The following is a 17,377-nucleotide window of genomic DNA, read 5'->3' as shown; positions in this document are numbered from 1 at the left end:
CGTCAGCGTAGCAGGCGCCGGGCGCGTCTCAACAGCAGGCCGCCGGCCGCCAGTCGTTTGGCCATCCGCAGCAGCGAATTCGGGTGGCGGGCGCTCTTCAACAGCAGCACACCGCCCAAAGCGAAGAGCGGCGCCTTGAAGCGCATCAGCGTCTGCCAGCCATCGTCGATGGGGCGGCTTGCCTCGCGGTAGCGGCTTGCTTCCACCAGGATATCGATGCGCTGCTGCTCGATCCTGGCTTCCAGCTGCGCCTTGCGTTCGGCGCGGGAGGGCTCGGACGCCTCACGGCGTGCCGGTAGCCCGACGCTGGAGTCAGCGCTCATGGCGTCCCTCCCGGTGGTCGCGCTCCACCAGCTCACGGTCGGTGGCCAGGTGCTTCAGGGTGCTGACGAGCAGGGTGCGCCGCTTGGCCAGCTGCACCGCCCGGACCGCCAGCAGCAAGCCGCCACCCAGCAGCAACCCGGCGCTGACGGCGATGGCGGTGAGCCGGTAGCTGTCCCAGAAGGCGACGATCACCAAGGTGGTAAGCACCCCGATGCCGAGCAGCAGCAGGATCAGGCTGAGCCCCACGATCAGCAGCAGACCCACCAGCCGGACCCGCTCCTCCTCGAGCTCCACGACGGCGAGCCGCAGTCGCGTCTCGCCGGTGGCCAACAGGCTGCCCAGCAGGCGTCGGGCGGCGGTGAACAGGCGCTGTGCCGGTCCCTGGCTTTCCGGCATCAGCGACGCCCGATCAGCATGCCGACGACCACCCCCAGGGCGGCGCCGATGCCGATGCTGGTCCAGGTGTTATCGTGCACGTAGCGATCGACGGCGTCGACCTGGTGCTCGACAGAGTCACGGGCTTCGCCATAGAGGCGCTCGCCGCGGCTCTCGAGGCGGTCCCGGGTCTCCTTCAGGCGTTTCTCGGCGCGGTTGCGCAGCTCCTTGATGTTGCTGCGGGAGTCATCTGCGGTGGCACTGACCAGTTCCTCGATGGTCTGGGTAAGGTGGTGCAGATCTTCCTTGAGCTGCTGGGTGGATTCATTGGTATCGCTGGCACGTTTTGCCATCGGGTCTTCCTCTGACGGTGAATGACAGGCTCAGCATAGCAGCCGGCGCGGCGCTTGCCATGGCTGCAACAGATTGAGCTGGAGAAGCTTGATCCGGATCAGCGTCACCGGGTCATGCTGCCGCCGCTGAATAGCGGATTGAGACTGAAGCCCAGGCTGAGGCGGTGAGTGCGGTGGTCGTAGTCGATCATGCTCTCGCCGAAGCCGTAGTAGTACTGCACGTGGCCGCGGATGTTGCCGTCGAACAGCGGCCAGGAGTAGTCGATCTGGGTGCCCATGTTGCCGGCGCTGGGATTGCCGCGCCACAGCAGACTGAGCTCATTGTCGCCGTAGCGCCGGGCGAGGGTCACGTCGCCGTAGCCCATGTAGCGCTCGATGTCGGGATTGTCGTCCTCGCTCCCGGACTCCGGGATGCGCCAGTGGGGGGCCAGGCTGAAGGCCCAGTCGCCGCGCTGGAAGATGCTCTCCAGGTAGACCCGGTTCCAACTGCGCGAGAGCGGGTCGGAGCGACCGTTGGAGGTATGGTTCAGCGCCAGGCGATTGCGCACGTTAGTCCAGCCGAGTGCGCGCCAGGCGTTGTCGAAGTTCATGAAGATTTCCGGCTCGTAGTTGGTCTCGCGAAACGGCGAGGAGGAGTCGGTGTTGTAAGCCTGCCACCAGCTGCGCTGGGTATAGGCAAAATAGAGGTCGCCAGTGTTGCCGAACAGCCCCTCGATCAGGTTGACCTTGGCGCTGAACTGGAATTTCACCTCCGCATCCCTGGGGCCGTTGTCCGGGGTGATCGCGCGAAAGGCGCCGCGGTTGGGGTTGTTGGCGTAGCTGACCGGAAATAGATAGTTGCGCCGGAAGGTGGTGATGGCATAGGGGTTTCGACGAGACTCGAGCTCGAGCTGGCGCCGCTCAACGGCCTCCAGGGCCGCGACCTCTTCCACGGGGACCGTGTCGGTCTGGGTGACGTCATCTTCGGGCAGCGCCTGAAGCTCGCCCTGCAGCGACTCAAGCTCCTCGTTGAGCGCCTGGATGCGGGCTTGCAGAGCGGCGCGCTCGGCGGCGCTGGCCGGCTCGGGCGCTGTCCCCGGGGCGTCGGCCGCCTGCAGCCCGCCGGCGTGCAACAGCAGGGCCAGAGTGGCGCCGGCAAAGTTGGCAGAGCGGGTCAGCGAGGTCATGGGGAGGTCCGGGGGATAGGGGGATTCAGATCGCTGTTCTACCACGCCCGGCGGTCAAGTCAACAGCGCAAGCCCCTGTAGCCGAGAGATGATTGCCATGTCTGCCGCTGGCGCAGAGAATCGGTTCTGGCTAATCCGTTCGTCAAGCGAGGTGGGTTGTGGAGAGAGGTGCGGGCGCAAGCCCCGTGGAGGGGGGCGCAGCGAGTCGGTGGGGATGGCTTGCGTTGGCGCTTATGGCCCTGCTGCTGACGGCGTCGCAACCGGCCTGGGCAGAGGTGAGCCTGCCGAAACGCGACGACGTGGAGGCGCGCCTCGAGGCCCTGGCCCCCGCGGAGGGTGAGAGCCCCAGTGCCGCCCAACGTCGCGAGATCGAGGCGCTGGAGGAGACCCTCACGGCCCTGATCGCCCTGGAGGAGCAGGAGGAGCGCCTGGAGGCCCTGGAGGTCCGGGTGGAGCAGGCGCCCGCCGAGCTGCTGCGCCTGGAGCGTGAACTGATCGCCGAGGAGGAGGCGGCGTTGGGGTTCTCCGCCGCGGATCTGGACGACCTGACGGTGGAGGACCTGGAGCAGCGCCAGCAAGAGGCGGTGATCGAACTGCAGCGGCTGCAGGACCGGCTAGCGGAGGTCAATGCCCAGCTTCTCACCGCCCAGACCCTGCCCGAGCGCGCCCAGCAGGCGATCTCCGAGGCCATGCAGGCGGTGGAGCGGGCACGTCGCGCCCAGGATGAGCTCGAGAACCGTGAGCTTGCCAGCGATGACCCCCGGGTCTGGCGCCATCAGGTGGAGCGCCGCCTGGCCGAGCTCACCCTGCTGTTTCATCAGCGTGAATTGAGCACTAACACCCGGCTACGCGAGCTGGACCAGCAGCGCCGTGACCTGCTGACTCAGCGCCAGTCCCGCCAGGAGACGGAGCTGTCGCTGCTGCAGAACGTCATCGATCGCAAGCGACGGCTGGCCTCCGAGCAGGCCATCGCCGATGCGGCCAGGGACGACCCGCTGCTGGAGGCGGGCCATCCAGTACTGGAGCGTGCCCAGCAGGTCAACCGCGACCTTAGCCTGGAACTGCTGCGCGCCAACGACCGTACCAACGCCCTGGTGCGCGAGAGCCTGGGGGTGCGTAGCCAGCTCGACCATGTTCGCCAGCTCCAGCGCAGCCTCAACGAACAGATCGAGGCGATCCGTGGCTCCATTCTTCTCTCGCGCATCCTGCAGGAGCAGCGCCGCTCGCTGCCGCAGGTGTTGCCGCGCCGCGACCTTCAGGACGAGATCGCGGATCTGCGTCTGCGCCAGTTCGACCTGGTGCGCCAGCGGGACCAACTGCGCCAGGGCGAGCGGCTGGCCAACCAGCGCCTGGAGGAGGCGGGGGTCGAGGTCACCGAGGCCCTGGTGGAATCGCTGCAGCGGCTCTACCAGTCGCGTCGCGAATTGGTGGACCGCCTCGAACAGAGCTACGGCAGCCTGCTGAGCACGGCGGTGGAGCTGCAGCTCAACCAGCAGCAGTTGCTGGAGACCTCCCGGGAGCTGCGCGGCACCATCGATGAGCAGCTGTTCTGGGTTGCCAGCACCCGCCCGCTGGATCTGGCCTGGGCTCGCCAGCTGCCGGCCAATCTCGTCGTGGAGTGGCAGGAGGGCGAGTGGCGTCGGGTGTTGCCGGCGCATTGGCGAGTCCCCTCGCTAGCCGGGTTGGCCGGCTTGCCACTGCTGCTGCTGGTCGGCGGGTTGCTGTGGTGCCGCCGGCGCATCAAGGCGCGACTGGCTGAGCTGCATGAGCAGATCGGGCGGCTGCGCAGTGACACCCAGCTGCATACCCCGCGAGCGGTGTTGCTCAACGCCCTGCTGGCGCTGCCGGGCCCGCTGACCCTGGCGGCGTTGAGTGTGGCGCTACTGACGGGCGGCCTGGGTATCGCCCACGGCCTGGGCCTGGCTGGGCTTCAACTGGCCCTGGCCTGGAGCGTGATCGCCTGGGCGCGGCGCCTGCTGGTGCCCGACGGGGTGGCCACCAAGCACTTCTACTGGTCGCCGGAGTACGTGGCCAGGTTGCGCCGGGTGCTGGGCTGGCTGGGTGTCTCGCTGGTACCGGTGCTGATGATCGCGACCCTGGCGCGGGACGCCGAGCTGGGCCTGACCCAGCGCCCGGTGGCGCTGGGACTGCTGGTGGCCGGTCTTCTGGCCATGAGCGTGACCCTGGCGCGGCTGATCATTGCCCATACACCCTTCTTCGGCGTGCGGTTGTTTCGGCTGGTGCTGGGGTTGGCCATGGCGGCGGTCCCGCTGGCGCTGCTGGGCCTGATCGTAGCGGGCTACGAGTACACCGCCCTGAGCCTGGTGGGGCGCTTCGCCATCACGCTCTACCTGCTGGGGCTGTGGATCCTGGTGGAAGCGGCGGTGGTGCGCGGCCTGGCCGTGGCGGCCAGGCGGCTGGCCTTCAAACGGGCCCTGGCGCGGCGCCGGGCCGAGGTGAAGGAGAGTGCCGAGGGGAGCGTCGAGGTGGTCGAGGAGCCTCCCCTGGACATGGAGCAGATCAACCAGCAATCGCTGCGCCTCTCCAAGCTGATCCTGCTGATCGGCTTCGTATTCCTGCTCTACCTGGTCTGGTCGGATCTGTTGACGGTGCTGGGCTACCTGGAGCAGGTGGCGATCTGGGAGGTCGAGGGTGACATCGACAGCGATCTGGTGACCAGCTCCCTGTCGGTGGCCGAAATCTTCACTGCGCTGCTGATCGTCGGGCTGACGCTGATGATGGCCCGCAACCTGCCTGGCCTGCTGGAGGTGATGGTGCTGTCGCGCCTGGAGCTCAAGCAGGGTAGCGCCTATGCCATCACTTCGTTGCTCTCCTACTCCATCGTGGGCACTGGCCTGGTAATGGCGCTGGCGACCCTGGGAGTCTCCTGGGACAAGCTGCAGTGGCTGGTGGCCGCGCTGGGCGTGGGCCTGGGCTTTGGCCTGCAGGAGATCTTCGCCAATTTCGTCTCGGGGCTGATCATCCTCTTCGAACGGCCGGTGCGCATCGGCGACACCGTGACCCTGGGCAACCTCACCGGCACGGTGAGCAAGATCCGCATTCGCGCCACCACGGTCACCGACTTCGATCGCAAGGAGATCATCATCCCCAACAAGACCTTCGTCACCGACCAGCTGATCAACTGGTCGCTGTCCGATACGGTCACCCGGGTGGTACTCACCTTCGGGGTCTCCTACGGTTCCGACCACCGCCTGGTGCATCGCCTGCTGCGCCAGGCTGCCGACGAGAACCCGCGGGTGCTGGCCGACCCGGAGCCCCAGGTGTTCTTCATGAATTATGGCGAAAGCACCCTGAACTTCGAGCTGCGTATCTTCGTCAACGCCCTGGGTGACCGGCTCTACGCCACCGATGAGGTCAACTGCCGGGTGGGGGAGCTGTTCGCCGAGCATGAGGTCGATATCGCCTTCAATCAGCTCGATGTCTGGCTGCACCGCCACGACGGGGCGGCCAGAAAGGTGGAGAGCAGCGGGTCGCCGTCTCAGGTCAATCCGGCGTTCCCGCCGCCCGGCAGCCGGGGCGACCCCGGTGACATCGACCTGGACGGCGGGGATGGGGGAGACGGCGGGCGCTGAGGGCCGCCGGCCTCAGGTTGGTGGCGCCTCGCGCACGGCATGGAGCAGGAACTCGCGGTTGCCGTCGCCGCCGAGCAGCGGACTCTCCTGCCAGTGGCGGATCGCCAGTCCAATCCCGGCGCAACAGGCGCGGATCTGCGCCTCCACCTCGCCGTAGCGGGCGGGATCGGTGACCAGCCCGCGGGCGTTGACGCCGCCGGGACCCACCTCGAACTGCGGCTTGACCAGGCTGGCGAGCTCTCCGCCTTCGCCCAGCAGGGTCGCGATCTCGGGCAGGATCAGGGTCTGGGAGATGAAGGAGACGTCCATCACCGCCAGGTCCGGGCCCCCTCCGCCCTGGGCGGTGAGGGCATCGCGAAGGCGCGGATCGGCGGCCATGGCCCGGGCGTTGAGCCCCTCCAGGCAGGTCACCCGCGGGTCAACGCGCAGGCTCGGGTCGAGCTGGCCGTGACCCACCTCCACGCCGATCACGTGGCGAGCACCATGGGCGAGGGCGCAGTCGGTGAAGCCCCCGGTGGACTGCCCCACATCGAGCACCAGCCGGTCGACGAGGTCCAGGCCCAGCGTCGCGATCAGCGCCTCCAGCTTGAGCCCCGCCCGCGATGCATAGCGCTCCTCGGGGTCCTCCGCTACCGCCAGCCGAGTGTCGTCCGGCAGCTTCTCCCCGGGCCTTTTGAGCACGCGGCCGCCATCGGCCAGGCTCACCCGCCCGTGGCGGATCAGTCGCTGGGCTCGGGTGCGGGAGCGGGCCAGGCCCTGGGTGACGAGCAGCTGGTCGAGGCGGAGCATGGTGATCCCGTGCGGAGGAGAAGGGGGCCCATTATAGCCGTCAGGGGGCGTGTGCCGCAGCGCTGGTGTCTGCGAGCCGGCGTGAGATAATGGTATTTTGTTAGCCGGGTAATAGAAGGAGCGGCGGTGGACTGGAGTGCCGGACAGGCGCTGGCGCCGGGCAGCATCAGCGGCGTGCCGCCGACGGCAGATATCCTGTCGGGCAAGGACAACCACCCCAAGTGCGATATGAAACACCCGTTGGGCTGAGAAGGAAAACAGGGGATGCTGGAACAGGCACTGGTACAGATGCTGTTGTTGTTGGGGGTGACCGTCGCCGTGGTGCTGGTATTCCAGCGCCTGCGAATTCCCCCGAGCCTGGGCTACCTGATGGTAGGGGTGCTGCTGGGCTCCCACACCGCCGGGCCCGTGGTGGCCGATGAGAATATCCGGGTGATCGCCGAGTTCGGCATCGTCTTCCTGCTCTTTACCATCGGGCTCAGCTTCTCGATGCCCCAGATCTATGCGCTGCGGCACACCATTCTCGGCCTGGGCACGGCGCAGGTGGTCATGACCACGGCGGTGGTGGGTGGCCTGGCCTGGTGGCTGGGCCTGCCCGGCCCGGCCGCCTTCGTGGTGGGGGCAGTGTTTGCCCAGTCTTCCACTACCATCATCACCAAGCAGCTGATGGAGCAGGGGGAAAGCCAGACCCGCCACGGGCGATTGGGCACCACCATGTCGGTGTTCCAGGACATCACCGCGGTGCCCTTCGTGGTGGTGATCCCGGTGCTTGGAGTAGCGGCTGCCCAGGAGGTGGCCGGGGCGCTGGGGCTGGCGCTGGCCAAGGCGCTGCTCGCCTTCGTCATCGTGCTGGTCTCGGGGCGACTGCTGCTGCGCCCGCTGTTTCACCTGGTGGCGGAGCGGCGATCCGCCGAGCTCTTCACCCTGACGGTGCTGTTCGTGTCGCTGGTGGCGGCCTGGACCACCAAGACCCTGGGGCTCTCCATGGCCTTCGGTGCCTTCCTGGCCGGCATGGTGCTGGGTGACACCGAGTTTCGCCATCAGGTGGAGTCGACCATTCGCCCTTTCCGCGATGTGCTGTTGGGGCTCTTCTTCGTCAGCATCGGCATGCTGGTGGAACCAGCCCTGCTGCCCGAAATCTGGCAGGAGGCCCTGCTCGGCACCGCGGCGCTGCTGGGCATCAAGCTGGTCCTGGTGACCTTGGTCGTGCGCCTCTCCGGCGTGGAGCTTCAGACGGCGTTCCGTACCGGCCTGCTGCTGGCGGTAGGCGGCGAGTTCGGCTTCGCGCTGCTGGCCATCGGTCTCGAGGGTGGAGTGATTGACAGCTATCCCGCCCAGGTGGTGCTGACGTCGGTGCTCTTCTCGATGATCCTGGCCCCCTTTCTGATTCGCTATAACCAGCCGCTCGCGGCCTGGCTGTTCGGGCGGGTGAAACCTAAGACAGATATTGCAGCGCCGACGCCGCATGGGCTGGAAGAGCAGGGGCACGTGGTGATCTGCGGTTTTGGACGCACCGGGCAGACGGTAGCGCGTTTTCTGGAGGGCGAGGGGGTCGCCTACGTGGCCCTGGATATGGACCCCTCGATCGTTCGTGAAGCGCGGCTAGCCGGTCAGCCGGTCTACTTCGGCGACTCCTCGGATGCCGCCATGCTCGAGAACGTTGGGCTGGAGCGGGCCCGGTTGCTGATCATCAGCCACGACGACCGCCCGGCCGCGCTCAAGACCCTGCGCCATGCCGCGCAGCTCAAGGCCGGCATTCCCGCCGTGGTCCGCACCCGCGACGAGGGCTCCGTAGTCGAGCTGGTCGCTGCGGGGGCCAGTGAAGTCATTCCCGAAACCCTGGAGGCGAGCATGATCCTTACCTCCCATGCGCTCCAGGCCCTGGGCGTACCGCTGCATCGGGTCACCCATCACCTCCAGGAGCAGCGCGCCAGTCACTATCAGATGCTGCGCGAGCTGTTCCGAGGCAGCCTGGACAACATTCAGGACCCTCGCCCTGCGGGCGAGCAGGAGCGGCTGCATTCCGTGGTGCTGAGCGAGGGGAGCCCGGCCATCGGCCGGAGCCTGGCGGAGCTGAATACGGAGGATGATCAGGTGTCGGTGACCGCGTTGGTGCGCAACGATCACCGCCGCCGCTATCCTGAGGCGAGCACCGAAGTCGTGGCCGACGATGTGCTGGTGCTGCTAGGCAGCCAGGACAATATCGTGAAGGTCGAACGACGGCTTACCGGGACCGGTGCGCCGTCACCCCCTGAATGACCCTATCCGGAGACCTTCTTCAAGCGCCGCTAGCTCAGCGGATGTTCCTTGCTCAGCGTCTTGATGTGCTCGCTGAGCCCCAGCGCCCGGCTGACGTCCAACTCCAGGGCGATACCGGTGTTGAGGCTTTCATCCAGCTCTCCGGCCTCGCTGACCGCTTCGAGCACTTCGCTGGAGCGGCGCGCCTCGACGAGGATCAGAATCACGCTGCGTGAGGCCATGAACTCCAGCCCGAAGAAGGTCAGGTGGGGCTTGAGTCCCTGACCCTGAGCGTTGTTGATGATAGTGGCGCCGGTGGCGCCCGCCTTGCGGGCGGCGTCCAGCACCTTGTCGGTCCTGTCCTGATCGACGAAGACCATCAGCAGCTTGAAGTCCATGCGCATCTCCCTGTGTCACCTGGATGTCGAGCCCGCGGCTCCCTGCCACCTACTTTGACAGAGCTCACCGCGGAAGTCCTGACCGGCATCAGGGCATGCCGTCGGGACCCGCATCTGCCTGCAGGTCGGTGTGCGGGACTCTGTCCGCCCCCCAGCTGCGGTGGACGTGGCCGATCACCAGATCGAGCTCCGCCTGGGTGACCTGGGCCAGCTCGCCGCGCTCCAGCGGGTCGTAGTGGAAGATGTAGAGTCGTGAGGCGAACTGCTCGAAGGGTAGCGAGGCCTCGCCCGCGCGCTCACCGTGGTCGGCGGTGCTGACCTTGATTTCGTCGCCCCAGTCCTGACCGCTATCGTTGTTGGGGTTGTAGAAGTAGACCCGCATCACGTCGGAGGGATCCAGCGACACGCGCAGCACGGTAATGGCGTGCCAGCCGATGAAGCGCGCGGCGCTGTCGGTCACCGCAATGCCCGCTGGCTGGGGGTGAATCAGCGGCTGGTTGCCGTTGTAGTAGGGATGGTAGCTGGCATAGAAGTGGCGCAGGAAGATATCCAGCTCATGGAGCTGGCCGGTTGCCACGTCGACGTTGATGCGAAAGCCTCGGCCCGACCACCAGCCGTGGAACTCGGGGTTGACCCAGCGGTGTGGGTCGCCCTCGCGGCCGTCACAGCGGCGGCCCATCTCGGCATAGATGCGATCCAGATGGGGCACCACAATCAGCGACACCGGATCGAGGTCCATGGGCAGGCTCTGGGCCACGCCGCCGCTGCTGTCCATCGAGGAGATCGACTGGCCCTCGAAGTGCATGATGATCTCATCGTCGCGGGCTGCCCAGGCCACCATCTGCAGCATGTAGTCGGGGTCGTTGTAGGCCCACATGGAGAGCGCCCGAGCCGACTGGCAGGTGGGGTTGTTGCCCTGGCCCACGCCAAGCGGCTGGCCGAGCATGCACAGCACTCCCTCGAGCAGCCGGGCCCTGGGCGAGACCGCCTCGCCGAAGACCAGGTTGAGCCGCGCCTGTGACCATTCGGAGAGCGTCAGGCCCAGCTGGCGCCACATGGCCGGCGCTACGGGAGGCTGGTAGAGGATGCCCCGCTCCAGCATCAGCGCCAGGCCGAAGACGGCCTGGGGCGTGGCCGGATGGACGCCGCCGCGGATCAGCGCGGAGACCAGCTCGCGGTAGCAGAGCAGGCAATCACGACCGGTGGCCGAGAGCCCGAGCGCCTCGGCCACCAGGTGATCGCTGTGATCCAGCAGGTGACGCAGAAGCACCGGGTGGTAGGCCGAGACCAGGCCGGTGTCGTGCATGGCCCGGGCGAAGCCAGTGGCCTCGCCCTGGAGGGCAGTGCTGTCCATGCTGGACAGCCGTTCACGGTAGATCTCGAGCCCCGGGTCCTCGCGGCAGGCCCGGGTGGGGCCGAACAGCGAGCTGACCAGGCGGTCGGCGCCCTGGCCGCTGATGCCCAGATCGATCTCCGGGTTGGCCTGGCAGATGGCGATCTGGGTGATCATCGCCTTGACCGGCTCCACCTGAATGGGCCGCTGCTGCAGGATGCGCCAGATCTCGTCGATCAGGCGGTCGATGATGTGCTCGTAGCCGATACGCTCGGCCAGATGCTGGAACAGGTGGCGGGGAATCTGGGCCAGGCGGCCCTGGGTCTCGCGCTCGGCCTCGCTGGGCGCGCCGAACAGCAGCCAAAGGTTGATTGCCATCACCTGGGTCAGGTAGTGGTGGGCCTGCTCGCCCGAGATCTGGCCGTGCCGGTACTCCCCCTTGGCCACGGCCAGCAGGCGCAGCTCGCTCAGCGCCTCTATCACCACCAGGTTGGGTTCTGGGCTCTTGAGGGCATGGGTGGTCAGCGAGGGCACCAGGTATTGGGGCGTCTCCCAGTCGGAGCCGAGGAAGACACCGGCCTTTTCCAGGGCCTGGGCACGGGCTTCGATGGCGGCAGCACCGCCCTCCTGGAGCAGCACTCGGCGGGCGGTGTCGAGCACCCGAGGCCGCTTGCCGGGTTTGGCAAACTCTCGCGAGTTACCCAGCAAGCCGATCGCCTCGTCAAGCTTCTGGCAGAGGCCAGCGAGCTTGTCGTTGGCCGCAGGCGTTGCACTCATGTCTTGCGTCTGTCGGTGCGTAGTCACGCCGACTCCTTGTCGTCAGGCTGTCACCTTTACATGACGCCTGTATCAGACATAGAAATCAAGCTCTTCCATATGCTTGAGCAATTCCTTCATGCGCGACGCCTCGTCGCCCCTGAAGTAGATCAGGCCCCAGTGGGTACCGAAGGCGGTCCGCTTGGTGACGGTTTCATCCATCGGCGGGGTGAGCTCGTGGGACTCGAAGTAGGAGTCGTCCTCGACCTCCTCGGGGATCTCCAGCTTGCTGACCACGCGGCGGCGCGGATAGACCCCGAAGCAGCCGGCAAAGCCGTTGGCGTCCACCACTTCCTTCGGGAAGAAGGCCTCGACCTCCTCCGGGGTGGTCTTGGGGTCGAACACCAGCATGGACGCCTGATAGGCGTTGAAACCGTAGACCCGCTCGAGCAGCTCGAACACCTTGAAGCCCGGCGGACGATAGGCCACCTCGCCGAAGTACATCTCGCCGTCGCTGGTGACAAAGTACTCCGGGTGGATCAGGCCGAACTCGATGTCGAAGGTCTTGACCAGCTTCTCGATCTGGGCGGTGATCTGCGGACGGTAGTGCTCCAGCTCCGGCGAGGCGGGCACAAATACAGAGTAGCCCAGGGTTACGTACTCGGAGATATTCAGGAAGGCGATCTTGCCGTCGTGGATCCATGCCTCCACGGCGAATTCCCAGCCGTCCAGGTGCGACTCCATCAGCACCGGAAACTCCTCGTCGGGAATGGTATCGACCTCGTCAGGGGTGCGGATCACCCGGTGGCCCAGGCAGCCGGCCTTGTCGAAGGCCTTGAGGTGGATCGGGTCGTTGGGGTCGCCGTCGAGCTTGAGCAGGGTCTGATTGACCCGCTTCAGGAAGCGCACGACGTCCTCCTTGTCATGGGCCTCCTCGAAGATGCCGACACGGATGCCGCCCAGCTGGGCGCGCCGCTTCATCAACGCCTTGTCGCGCAGCAGCAGCGACTGGCCATAGAGGCGCGGGTTATCGAGCAGCACAGAGTTGATGGCGCCGGCCCACTCCACGGTCTCCTCGAACAGCGGGATGGCCACGTCGACGCCCATCTCCTTGAGGGTCTCGGCGATCTCCATGGAGCGATCATTGAGGCGTTCGAAGTTCCAGGACACATAGGGGATATCATGCTTCTGGCAATACTCTTCCGCCCAGTCCGGAGCCACCACCACGTAGCGTCGGTCGAAGTTCTCGGCGGCTTCGATGGCGTTAAGGCTCCAGCCCAGCAGAGCGATGTAGCCCTTGTTCGGATCCTTTTTCATGGGGTGCCTCCAGATGGGGAAGTGGACAAATTTCCAGGCCGACCAATGGACAAGCCTTTACGAGGGAAAGTGGTTTCCACGATACAGCAACGTTCGGTCAGGTTCACCCCGGCCCAGTCGGGGGAAACGCCCCTTGCCGACTGGCTCTGGCGTTGTTATAGTGCGCCCGCACTCGGCAAGGCGTTGATTGCCAACGCTCCAGGCGCCGAGTCATCGACGTTGAAGTCAACGACGTCGCGCTGTGGTGGCCCCGTCGGTCCTCCCGCAATGCTAAGCCGCAAACCCCGCCAGGCCCGGAAGGGAGCAACGGTAGCGGTGGCCGCGTGTGCCGGGATGTGGCTGTCGGGGCCGCCTCCTTTTCTGGCCTGCGGTTCTGTTCCACCTTTTCTCTGCGCCATCCTCCCGCGTGCGGTTTCTGCCCCGCCTTGCGTGACATGGCGGCGCTGAGCTGTGTGCCTGCTGGAGGGCGGCTATGCGGTGGAGGCGGGGTCAAGGTGGTCAATGAGCTGAGTGTGTTCGAGCGTGGCTAGTCGCGCTCGCTGGTCGGGCGTACCCCGGTGGAGCGCGAGCTGCGCTGGCGCTGCTGCACCTGCATGGCGTCCATGCGTGACTTGAGAGCGGCCTGGGTGGCCTGCATTGCCTCGGCGCGAATCTCGGCCTTGGAGGCCCGCTGGGCCGCCTCCTGTGCCTGCTTCTGCGCCTCGTGGCGGGCTCGCTCCATGGCATCCACGCGCTGCTTCTGCTCGTTGCGCATCTCGGCGATATCCTGGCGCTGGCGGGCGCGCTCGGCCTGCAGCTCCTTGTGCAGTTCGGCATGCTGCTCGGCCTTCTCGCGTGCCTGGACCAGGGCGCTGTCGCGCTGGGTCTCGGCCACGGCCATGCTGCGCTCCGCCTTGATGCGTTCGGCATCGGCGTCCCGAGCTTTCCGCTCGGCGGCAAGCCGCGCCTGCACGGCCTCCTCGAGCTGCTCGCGCAGCATCTCCACCTGCTGACGGACCTGCAGCAGCGCCTCGCGATGGGTGCGGGCCTCGCGCTGTTCGCCCTCCAGGCTATCGCGCAGCTCGCTGAGACCCGCCTGCAGCTCATCGCGACGAGCAAGCGCCTGCTCGGTGGTGTTCTCCGCGGTGGCCAGTCGGGTCTCCAGCTCGGCCAGCCGCTGCTCCATGGTTTCGCCAAGCTCGGCCAGGCTGGCGGCATCGCTGCGGGCCTCCTCGGCCAGCTGCTCCCCCCGCGTGAGTGCGGCGCTGGCATGTCGCACGATCTCCTCCTCCAGCGCGGCGATGAGGGCCTGCGGCAGCCGGGGAGCGGGCGGAGCCGCCGCCGGGCGGGCGGCCCGCCAGGCGGTGAGGTGACGCTGTATGCGGTTGGGCGAGCCGGCGCCAAGATGCTCGCAGACCCGCTGCAGGGTGGGCTCTGCCCCGCGCCCCTCGAGGTTCTCGGCTGCGGCGGCGACCTGCTCAAAGGAAATCCCCGCCGTGGGCGGTGCGAAGGACTGTCGGCTCATGGTCTCATCCCTGTTCGAGGCGTACTGCGCTGTCATTCCGGCCGAGACTACCACAGCCGGAGGGTGGCGCAGAGGCTGAGGCGAGCTTCGCAAGATGCACGGGCCTCGTTGCTTTCCGCGGCCGGCCCCAGTCGCTAGAATGAATGCCTCTGTCGGGCTTCGAGCGCCGATCAATTTACGGGCGCCGGTACGTTGCCGACACCCGACCACCGCAAGGATTTCGCGCTGCATGAGCTATCAGGTTCTGGCCCGCAAGTGGCGGCCGCGTACCTTTCATGAACTGGTGGGCCAGGAGCACGTCCAGCGTGCGCTGGTCAATGCCCTGGACCAGGGGCGGCTGCACCACGCCTACCTGTTCACCGGTACCCGCGGGGTCGGCAAGACCACTCTGGCGCGGATCCTCGCCAAGTGCCTCAACTGCACGGCCAAGGGCTACGACGACGAGGGCATTACTTCGACCCCCTGCGGGGAGTGCGCCAGCTGCGTGGCCATCGACGAGGGGCGCTTCGTCGACCTGATCGAGGTGGATGCCGCGTCGCGCACCAAGGTGGAAGACACCCGCGAATTGCTCGACAACGTTCAATACTCCCCGACACAGGGCCGCTACAAGGTGTACCTCATCGATGAGGTACACATGCTCTCCACCAGCAGTTTCAATGCGCTGCTCAAGACCCTGGAAGAGCCGCCGCCCCACGTGAAGTTCCTGCTGGCCACCACCGATCCTCAGAAGCTGCCCGCCACGGTGCTGTCGCGCTGCCTGCAGTTCACCCTCAAGCACATGCCGCCCGAGCGCATCGTCGGCCATCTGGCCAAGGTGCTCGAGGCCGAGTCGGTGCCGTTCGAGGAGAGCGCCCTGTGGTTGCTGGGCCGCGCCGCCGAGGGCTCCATGCGCGACGCCATGAGCCTCACCGACCAGGCCATCGCCTTCGGCCAGGGTCGCGTCGAGCACGCCGACGTGGCGGCCATGCTGGGTACCCTGGATCAACGCCACGTGCTGGCGCTGGTCGAGGCCCTGGCCGAGGTGGACGCCGCTCGGGTGCTGGCCGAGTTGGCGGCGCTGGCCGAGCGCGCCCCCGACTTCGCCGCCGTGCTCGACGAGCTCACCGCGGTGCTGCACCGCCTGGCCATCGCCCAGATGGTGCCCGATGCCCTGGACAACGGCCACGGCGATCGCGAGGCGCTGCTTCAGCTTGCTGCCTGCTTCACCGCCGAGGACGTACAGCTCTACTACCAGATCGGCATCCAGGGCCGAGGCGACATGGAGCATGCGCCGGACCTGCGCACGGCGCTGGAGATGACCCTGTTGCGCATGCTGGCCTTCCGCCCCCAGGGCGTGCCGAAGCCGGCCAGCACGCCGCTGCCACTGCGCGGCGCGGGGCGGCAGGGGGCCCCCGCGTCCAATGCGCCGCAGACCGTCCCGGGCGCCTCCGGCAGCGCCTCGTCGGCTGCGCCATCGGAAGCGCCGTCCGCGGTCTTGGCCGCCGAGCCGTCGGCAGTGGTCCCCGAGCCGGAGCCGCGCGAGACACCGGCATCCGAGGAGCCACCGCCCTGGGAGGCCCTGCCCGAGCCGCCCCCCGTGCCCGCGCCACCAGCAGAGCCCCACCTCGAGCCGACGTCCGAGCCCCAGGCGGTCGCTCAGCCTCGGGGCGTCGATGCCGAGCCCCAGCCGCTGACCAAGCCGATGGCAGACTCCCTGCCCGAGGCGCCCGCACCCGCCCGGGCGTCGTCCACCGCCCCGGCCCCCGGCATGGAAGGCCTCTTCGGCCACGCCGAGTGGCTGGCCTGCTTCGAGTCGCTGGGCCTGGGCGGGTTGACCCGCAACCTGGCGGCCAACTGCGTGGTGGAGCAGGACGACGGCGAGGTACTGCGGATGCGTCTGGACCCGTCGCTCTCCGCCATGCGGGCCGATATCCACCTGGAGCGCATGCGCGATGCCCTGGCGACACATGGCATTGTACGCCGGCTGGCGGTGGAGGAGGGGACCCTGCCCGAGGAGGTCGAGACCCCGCGCCAGCAGGCCGAACGGCTGGCGGCCGAGCGCCACGCCGAGGCCGTGGCCGCCCTGCAGCGCGACCCCAATATTCAGAAGCTTCAGCAGGCCTTCGGGGCGCGGCTGGTCGAATCCACCGTCAAGCCTGCCGACGCCGGGGCGTCTTCCTGACAGGCCCTTTCCTGAACGGCGGGGCCGCCGCGGCGTCATAATCAGATGCATCAGACCCATACCGAGTCACCGATCGACAAACCGACCGATACATAGACCGACACATAGTCCGACAGAGAGAGGAATCACCATGTTCAAGGGTGGAATGGGCAACATTATGAAGCAGGCCCAGGAGATGCAGGAGAAGATGCAGCGTGTCCAGGAGGAGGTCGCCCGCGCCGAGGTTCAGGGCGAGGCGGGAGCGGGCATGGTCAAGGTGACCATGAACGGCCGCCACGATGTCAGCAAGGTCGATATCGACCAGAGCGTCATGGAGGAGGACAAGGAGCTGCTCGAGGACCTGCTGGCCGCGGCGGTAAACGACGCCGTGCGCAAGGTTGAGGCCAACTCCAAGGCCAAGATGGAGGAGGTCACCTCCGGCATGAATTTGCCGCCGGGTTTCAAGATGCCCTTCTGATGAGCTTCTCCCCCCTCGTCGAGAAACTGATGGAGTCGCTGCGGGTGCTGCCGGGCGTCGGGCCCAAGACCGCCCAGCGCATGGCCATGCACCTGCTCGAGCGCGACCGCGACGGCGGCCGGCGCCTGGCCGCGGTGCTCGATGAGGCCATTACGCGGGTCGGCTACTGTCGGCGCTGCCGCACCCTCACCGAGGAGGAGGTGTGTGGGTTGTGCGAGAGCGCGCGGCGCGATGATGCCCTGCTCTGCGTGGTGGAGTCACCCGCCGACCAGCTCGCCATCGAGGACGCCGGCGGCTACCGCGGACGCTACTTCGTGCTCCACGGACACCTCTCGCCCCTGGATGGCATCGGTCCCGAGGACATCGGTCTCGACCAGCTCGAGGCACGGGTGGCCGAGGGGGGCATCGAGGAGATGATCCTCGCCACCAACCCCACCGTGGAGGGAGAAGCCACCGCCCACTACATCGCCGCCCAGTTCGCGCCCCACGGGGTGCGCCTGTCACGGCTCGCCTATGGCGTACCCATGGGCGGCGAGCTCGAATACGTGGATGGCGGTACCCTGAGCCGCGCCTTCAACGGCCGCCTGCCGTTCCGGGGCGACTGACCCCTGTC

15 protein-coding genes and 1 other RNA gene are annotated in these 17,377 nt (G+C 67.3%); 7 read left to right on the top strand and 9 right to left on the bottom strand.

All coding sequences use genetic code 11. The features are described from left to right. Positions 1-2: 2 nt before the first annotated feature. From ACM26W_RS12730 to ACM26W_RS12715, 4 genes are all read right to left on the bottom strand, one after another. A complete protein-coding gene (locus tag ACM26W_RS12730) occupies positions 3-323 on the bottom strand; it encodes a YqjK-like family protein (protein ID WP_416137360.1) in 321 nt (106 codons plus the stop codon). Then, positions 313-720 carry a phage holin family protein gene (locus tag ACM26W_RS12725; RefSeq protein WP_416137359.1) on the bottom strand — a complete coding sequence of 136 codons (408 nt, stop codon included), beginning with the start codon at positions 718-720 and terminating at the stop codon, positions 313-315. The genes ACM26W_RS12730 and ACM26W_RS12725 overlap by 11 nt, the downstream gene beginning before the upstream one ends. Continuing rightward, positions 720-1,052 (bottom strand): DUF883 family protein, encoded by a 333-nt coding sequence (locus ACM26W_RS12720; protein WP_416137358.1) that lies wholly within the window; start codon positions 1,050-1,052, stop codon positions 720-722. The genes ACM26W_RS12725 and ACM26W_RS12720 overlap by 1 nt, the downstream gene beginning before the upstream one ends. Before the next feature lie 104 nt (positions 1,053-1,156). Continuing rightward, the gene (locus ACM26W_RS12715) at positions 1,157-2,218 is read right to left on the bottom strand and encodes a phospholipase A (RefSeq protein ID WP_416137357.1); all 1,062 of its coding nucleotides are present in this window, start codon (positions 2,216-2,218) and stop codon (positions 1,157-1,159) included. A 233-nt stretch (positions 2,219-2,451) separates the two neighbouring features. Between ACM26W_RS12715 and mscK the strand changes: the two genes are divergently transcribed. Further along, entirely contained in the window at positions 2,452-5,811 is a 3,360-nt protein-coding gene (gene mscK / locus ACM26W_RS12710; RefSeq protein WP_416140883.1) for a mechanosensitive channel MscK, read from the top strand. A 12-nt stretch (positions 5,812-5,823) separates the two neighbouring features. On the opposite strand, the gene ACM26W_RS12705 is transcribed toward mscK, so the two are convergent. Further along, positions 5,824-6,600: a TlyA family RNA methyltransferase gene (locus ACM26W_RS12705; protein WP_416137356.1), complete on the bottom strand. Its 777-nt coding sequence runs from the start codon at positions 6,598-6,600 to the stop codon at positions 5,824-5,826. 126 nt (positions 6,601-6,726) lie between these two features. On the opposite strand from ACM26W_RS12705, the gene ACM26W_RS12700 reads away from it, so the two are divergent. Together ACM26W_RS12700 and ACM26W_RS12695 are read left to right on the top strand one after the other, a co-directional pair. Next, entirely contained in the window at positions 6,727-6,849 is a 123-nt protein-coding gene (locus ACM26W_RS12700; protein ID WP_416137355.1) for a hypothetical protein, read from the top strand. A 15-nt stretch (positions 6,850-6,864) separates the two neighbouring features. Next, a complete protein-coding gene (locus tag ACM26W_RS12695; protein WP_416137354.1) occupies positions 6,865-8,859 on the top strand; it encodes a cation:proton antiporter in 1,995 nt (664 codons plus the stop codon). A 29-nt stretch (positions 8,860-8,888) separates the two neighbouring features. On the opposite strand, the gene ACM26W_RS12690 is transcribed toward ACM26W_RS12695, so the two are convergent. The 3 genes from ACM26W_RS12690 to ACM26W_RS12680 form a co-directional block, all read right to left on the bottom strand. Beyond that, on the bottom strand, positions 8,889-9,236 hold the full coding sequence (locus ACM26W_RS12690; RefSeq protein ID WP_416137353.1) for a P-II family nitrogen regulator: 348 nt from the start codon (positions 9,234-9,236) through the stop codon (positions 8,889-8,891). Between the two features lie 88 nt (positions 9,237-9,324). After that, entirely contained in the window at positions 9,325-11,346 is a 2,022-nt protein-coding gene (locus ACM26W_RS12685; RefSeq protein ID WP_416137352.1) for a hypothetical protein, read from the bottom strand. Positions 11,347-11,418: 72 nt separating this feature from the next. Beyond that, positions 11,419-12,642 (bottom strand): ATP-grasp domain-containing protein, encoded by a 1,224-nt coding sequence (locus tag ACM26W_RS12680; protein WP_416137351.1) that lies wholly within the window; start codon positions 12,640-12,642, stop codon positions 11,419-11,421. A 251-nt stretch (positions 12,643-12,893) separates the two neighbouring features. Here ACM26W_RS12680 and ffs point away from each other — a divergent pair. Continuing rightward, positions 12,894-12,990, top strand: an RNA gene (gene ffs / locus ACM26W_RS12675) — signal recognition particle sRNA small type. A 178-nt stretch (positions 12,991-13,168) separates the two neighbouring features. Here the strand turns inward: ffs and ACM26W_RS12670 are convergent. Next, positions 13,169-14,146, bottom strand: coding sequence for a DNA-binding protein (locus tag ACM26W_RS12670; RefSeq protein ID WP_416137350.1), 978 nt, complete (start codon positions 14,144-14,146; stop codon positions 13,169-13,171). Positions 14,147-14,375: 229 nt separating this feature from the next. Between ACM26W_RS12670 and dnaX the strand changes: the two genes are divergently transcribed. The 3 genes from dnaX (at position 14,376) to recR (ending at position 17,369) form a co-directional block, all read left to right on the top strand. Further along, on the top strand, positions 14,376-16,307 hold the full coding sequence (gene dnaX / locus ACM26W_RS12665; RefSeq protein WP_416137349.1) for a DNA polymerase III subunit gamma/tau: 1,932 nt from the start codon (positions 14,376-14,378) through the stop codon (positions 16,305-16,307). A gap of 130 nt (positions 16,308-16,437) precedes the next feature. Then, complete coding sequence (locus tag ACM26W_RS12660; protein WP_416137348.1) at positions 16,438-16,764, top strand: YbaB/EbfC family nucleoid-associated protein; 327 nt, start codon at positions 16,438-16,440, stop codon at positions 16,762-16,764. Continuing rightward, a complete protein-coding gene (gene recR / locus ACM26W_RS12655) occupies positions 16,764-17,369 on the top strand; it encodes a recombination mediator RecR (protein ID WP_416137347.1) in 606 nt (201 codons plus the stop codon). The genes ACM26W_RS12660 and recR overlap by 1 nt, the downstream gene beginning before the upstream one ends. Positions 17,370-17,377: the final 8 nt, after the last annotated feature.

It is taken from the genome of Halomonas sp. HK25 (assembly GCF_047795635.1).
Lineage (GTDB): Bacteria > Pseudomonadota > Gammaproteobacteria > Pseudomonadales > Halomonadaceae > Halomonas.
Note: the sequence above shows the minus strand (reverse complement) of the source record. Positions and strands in the feature narration are given on the sequence as shown.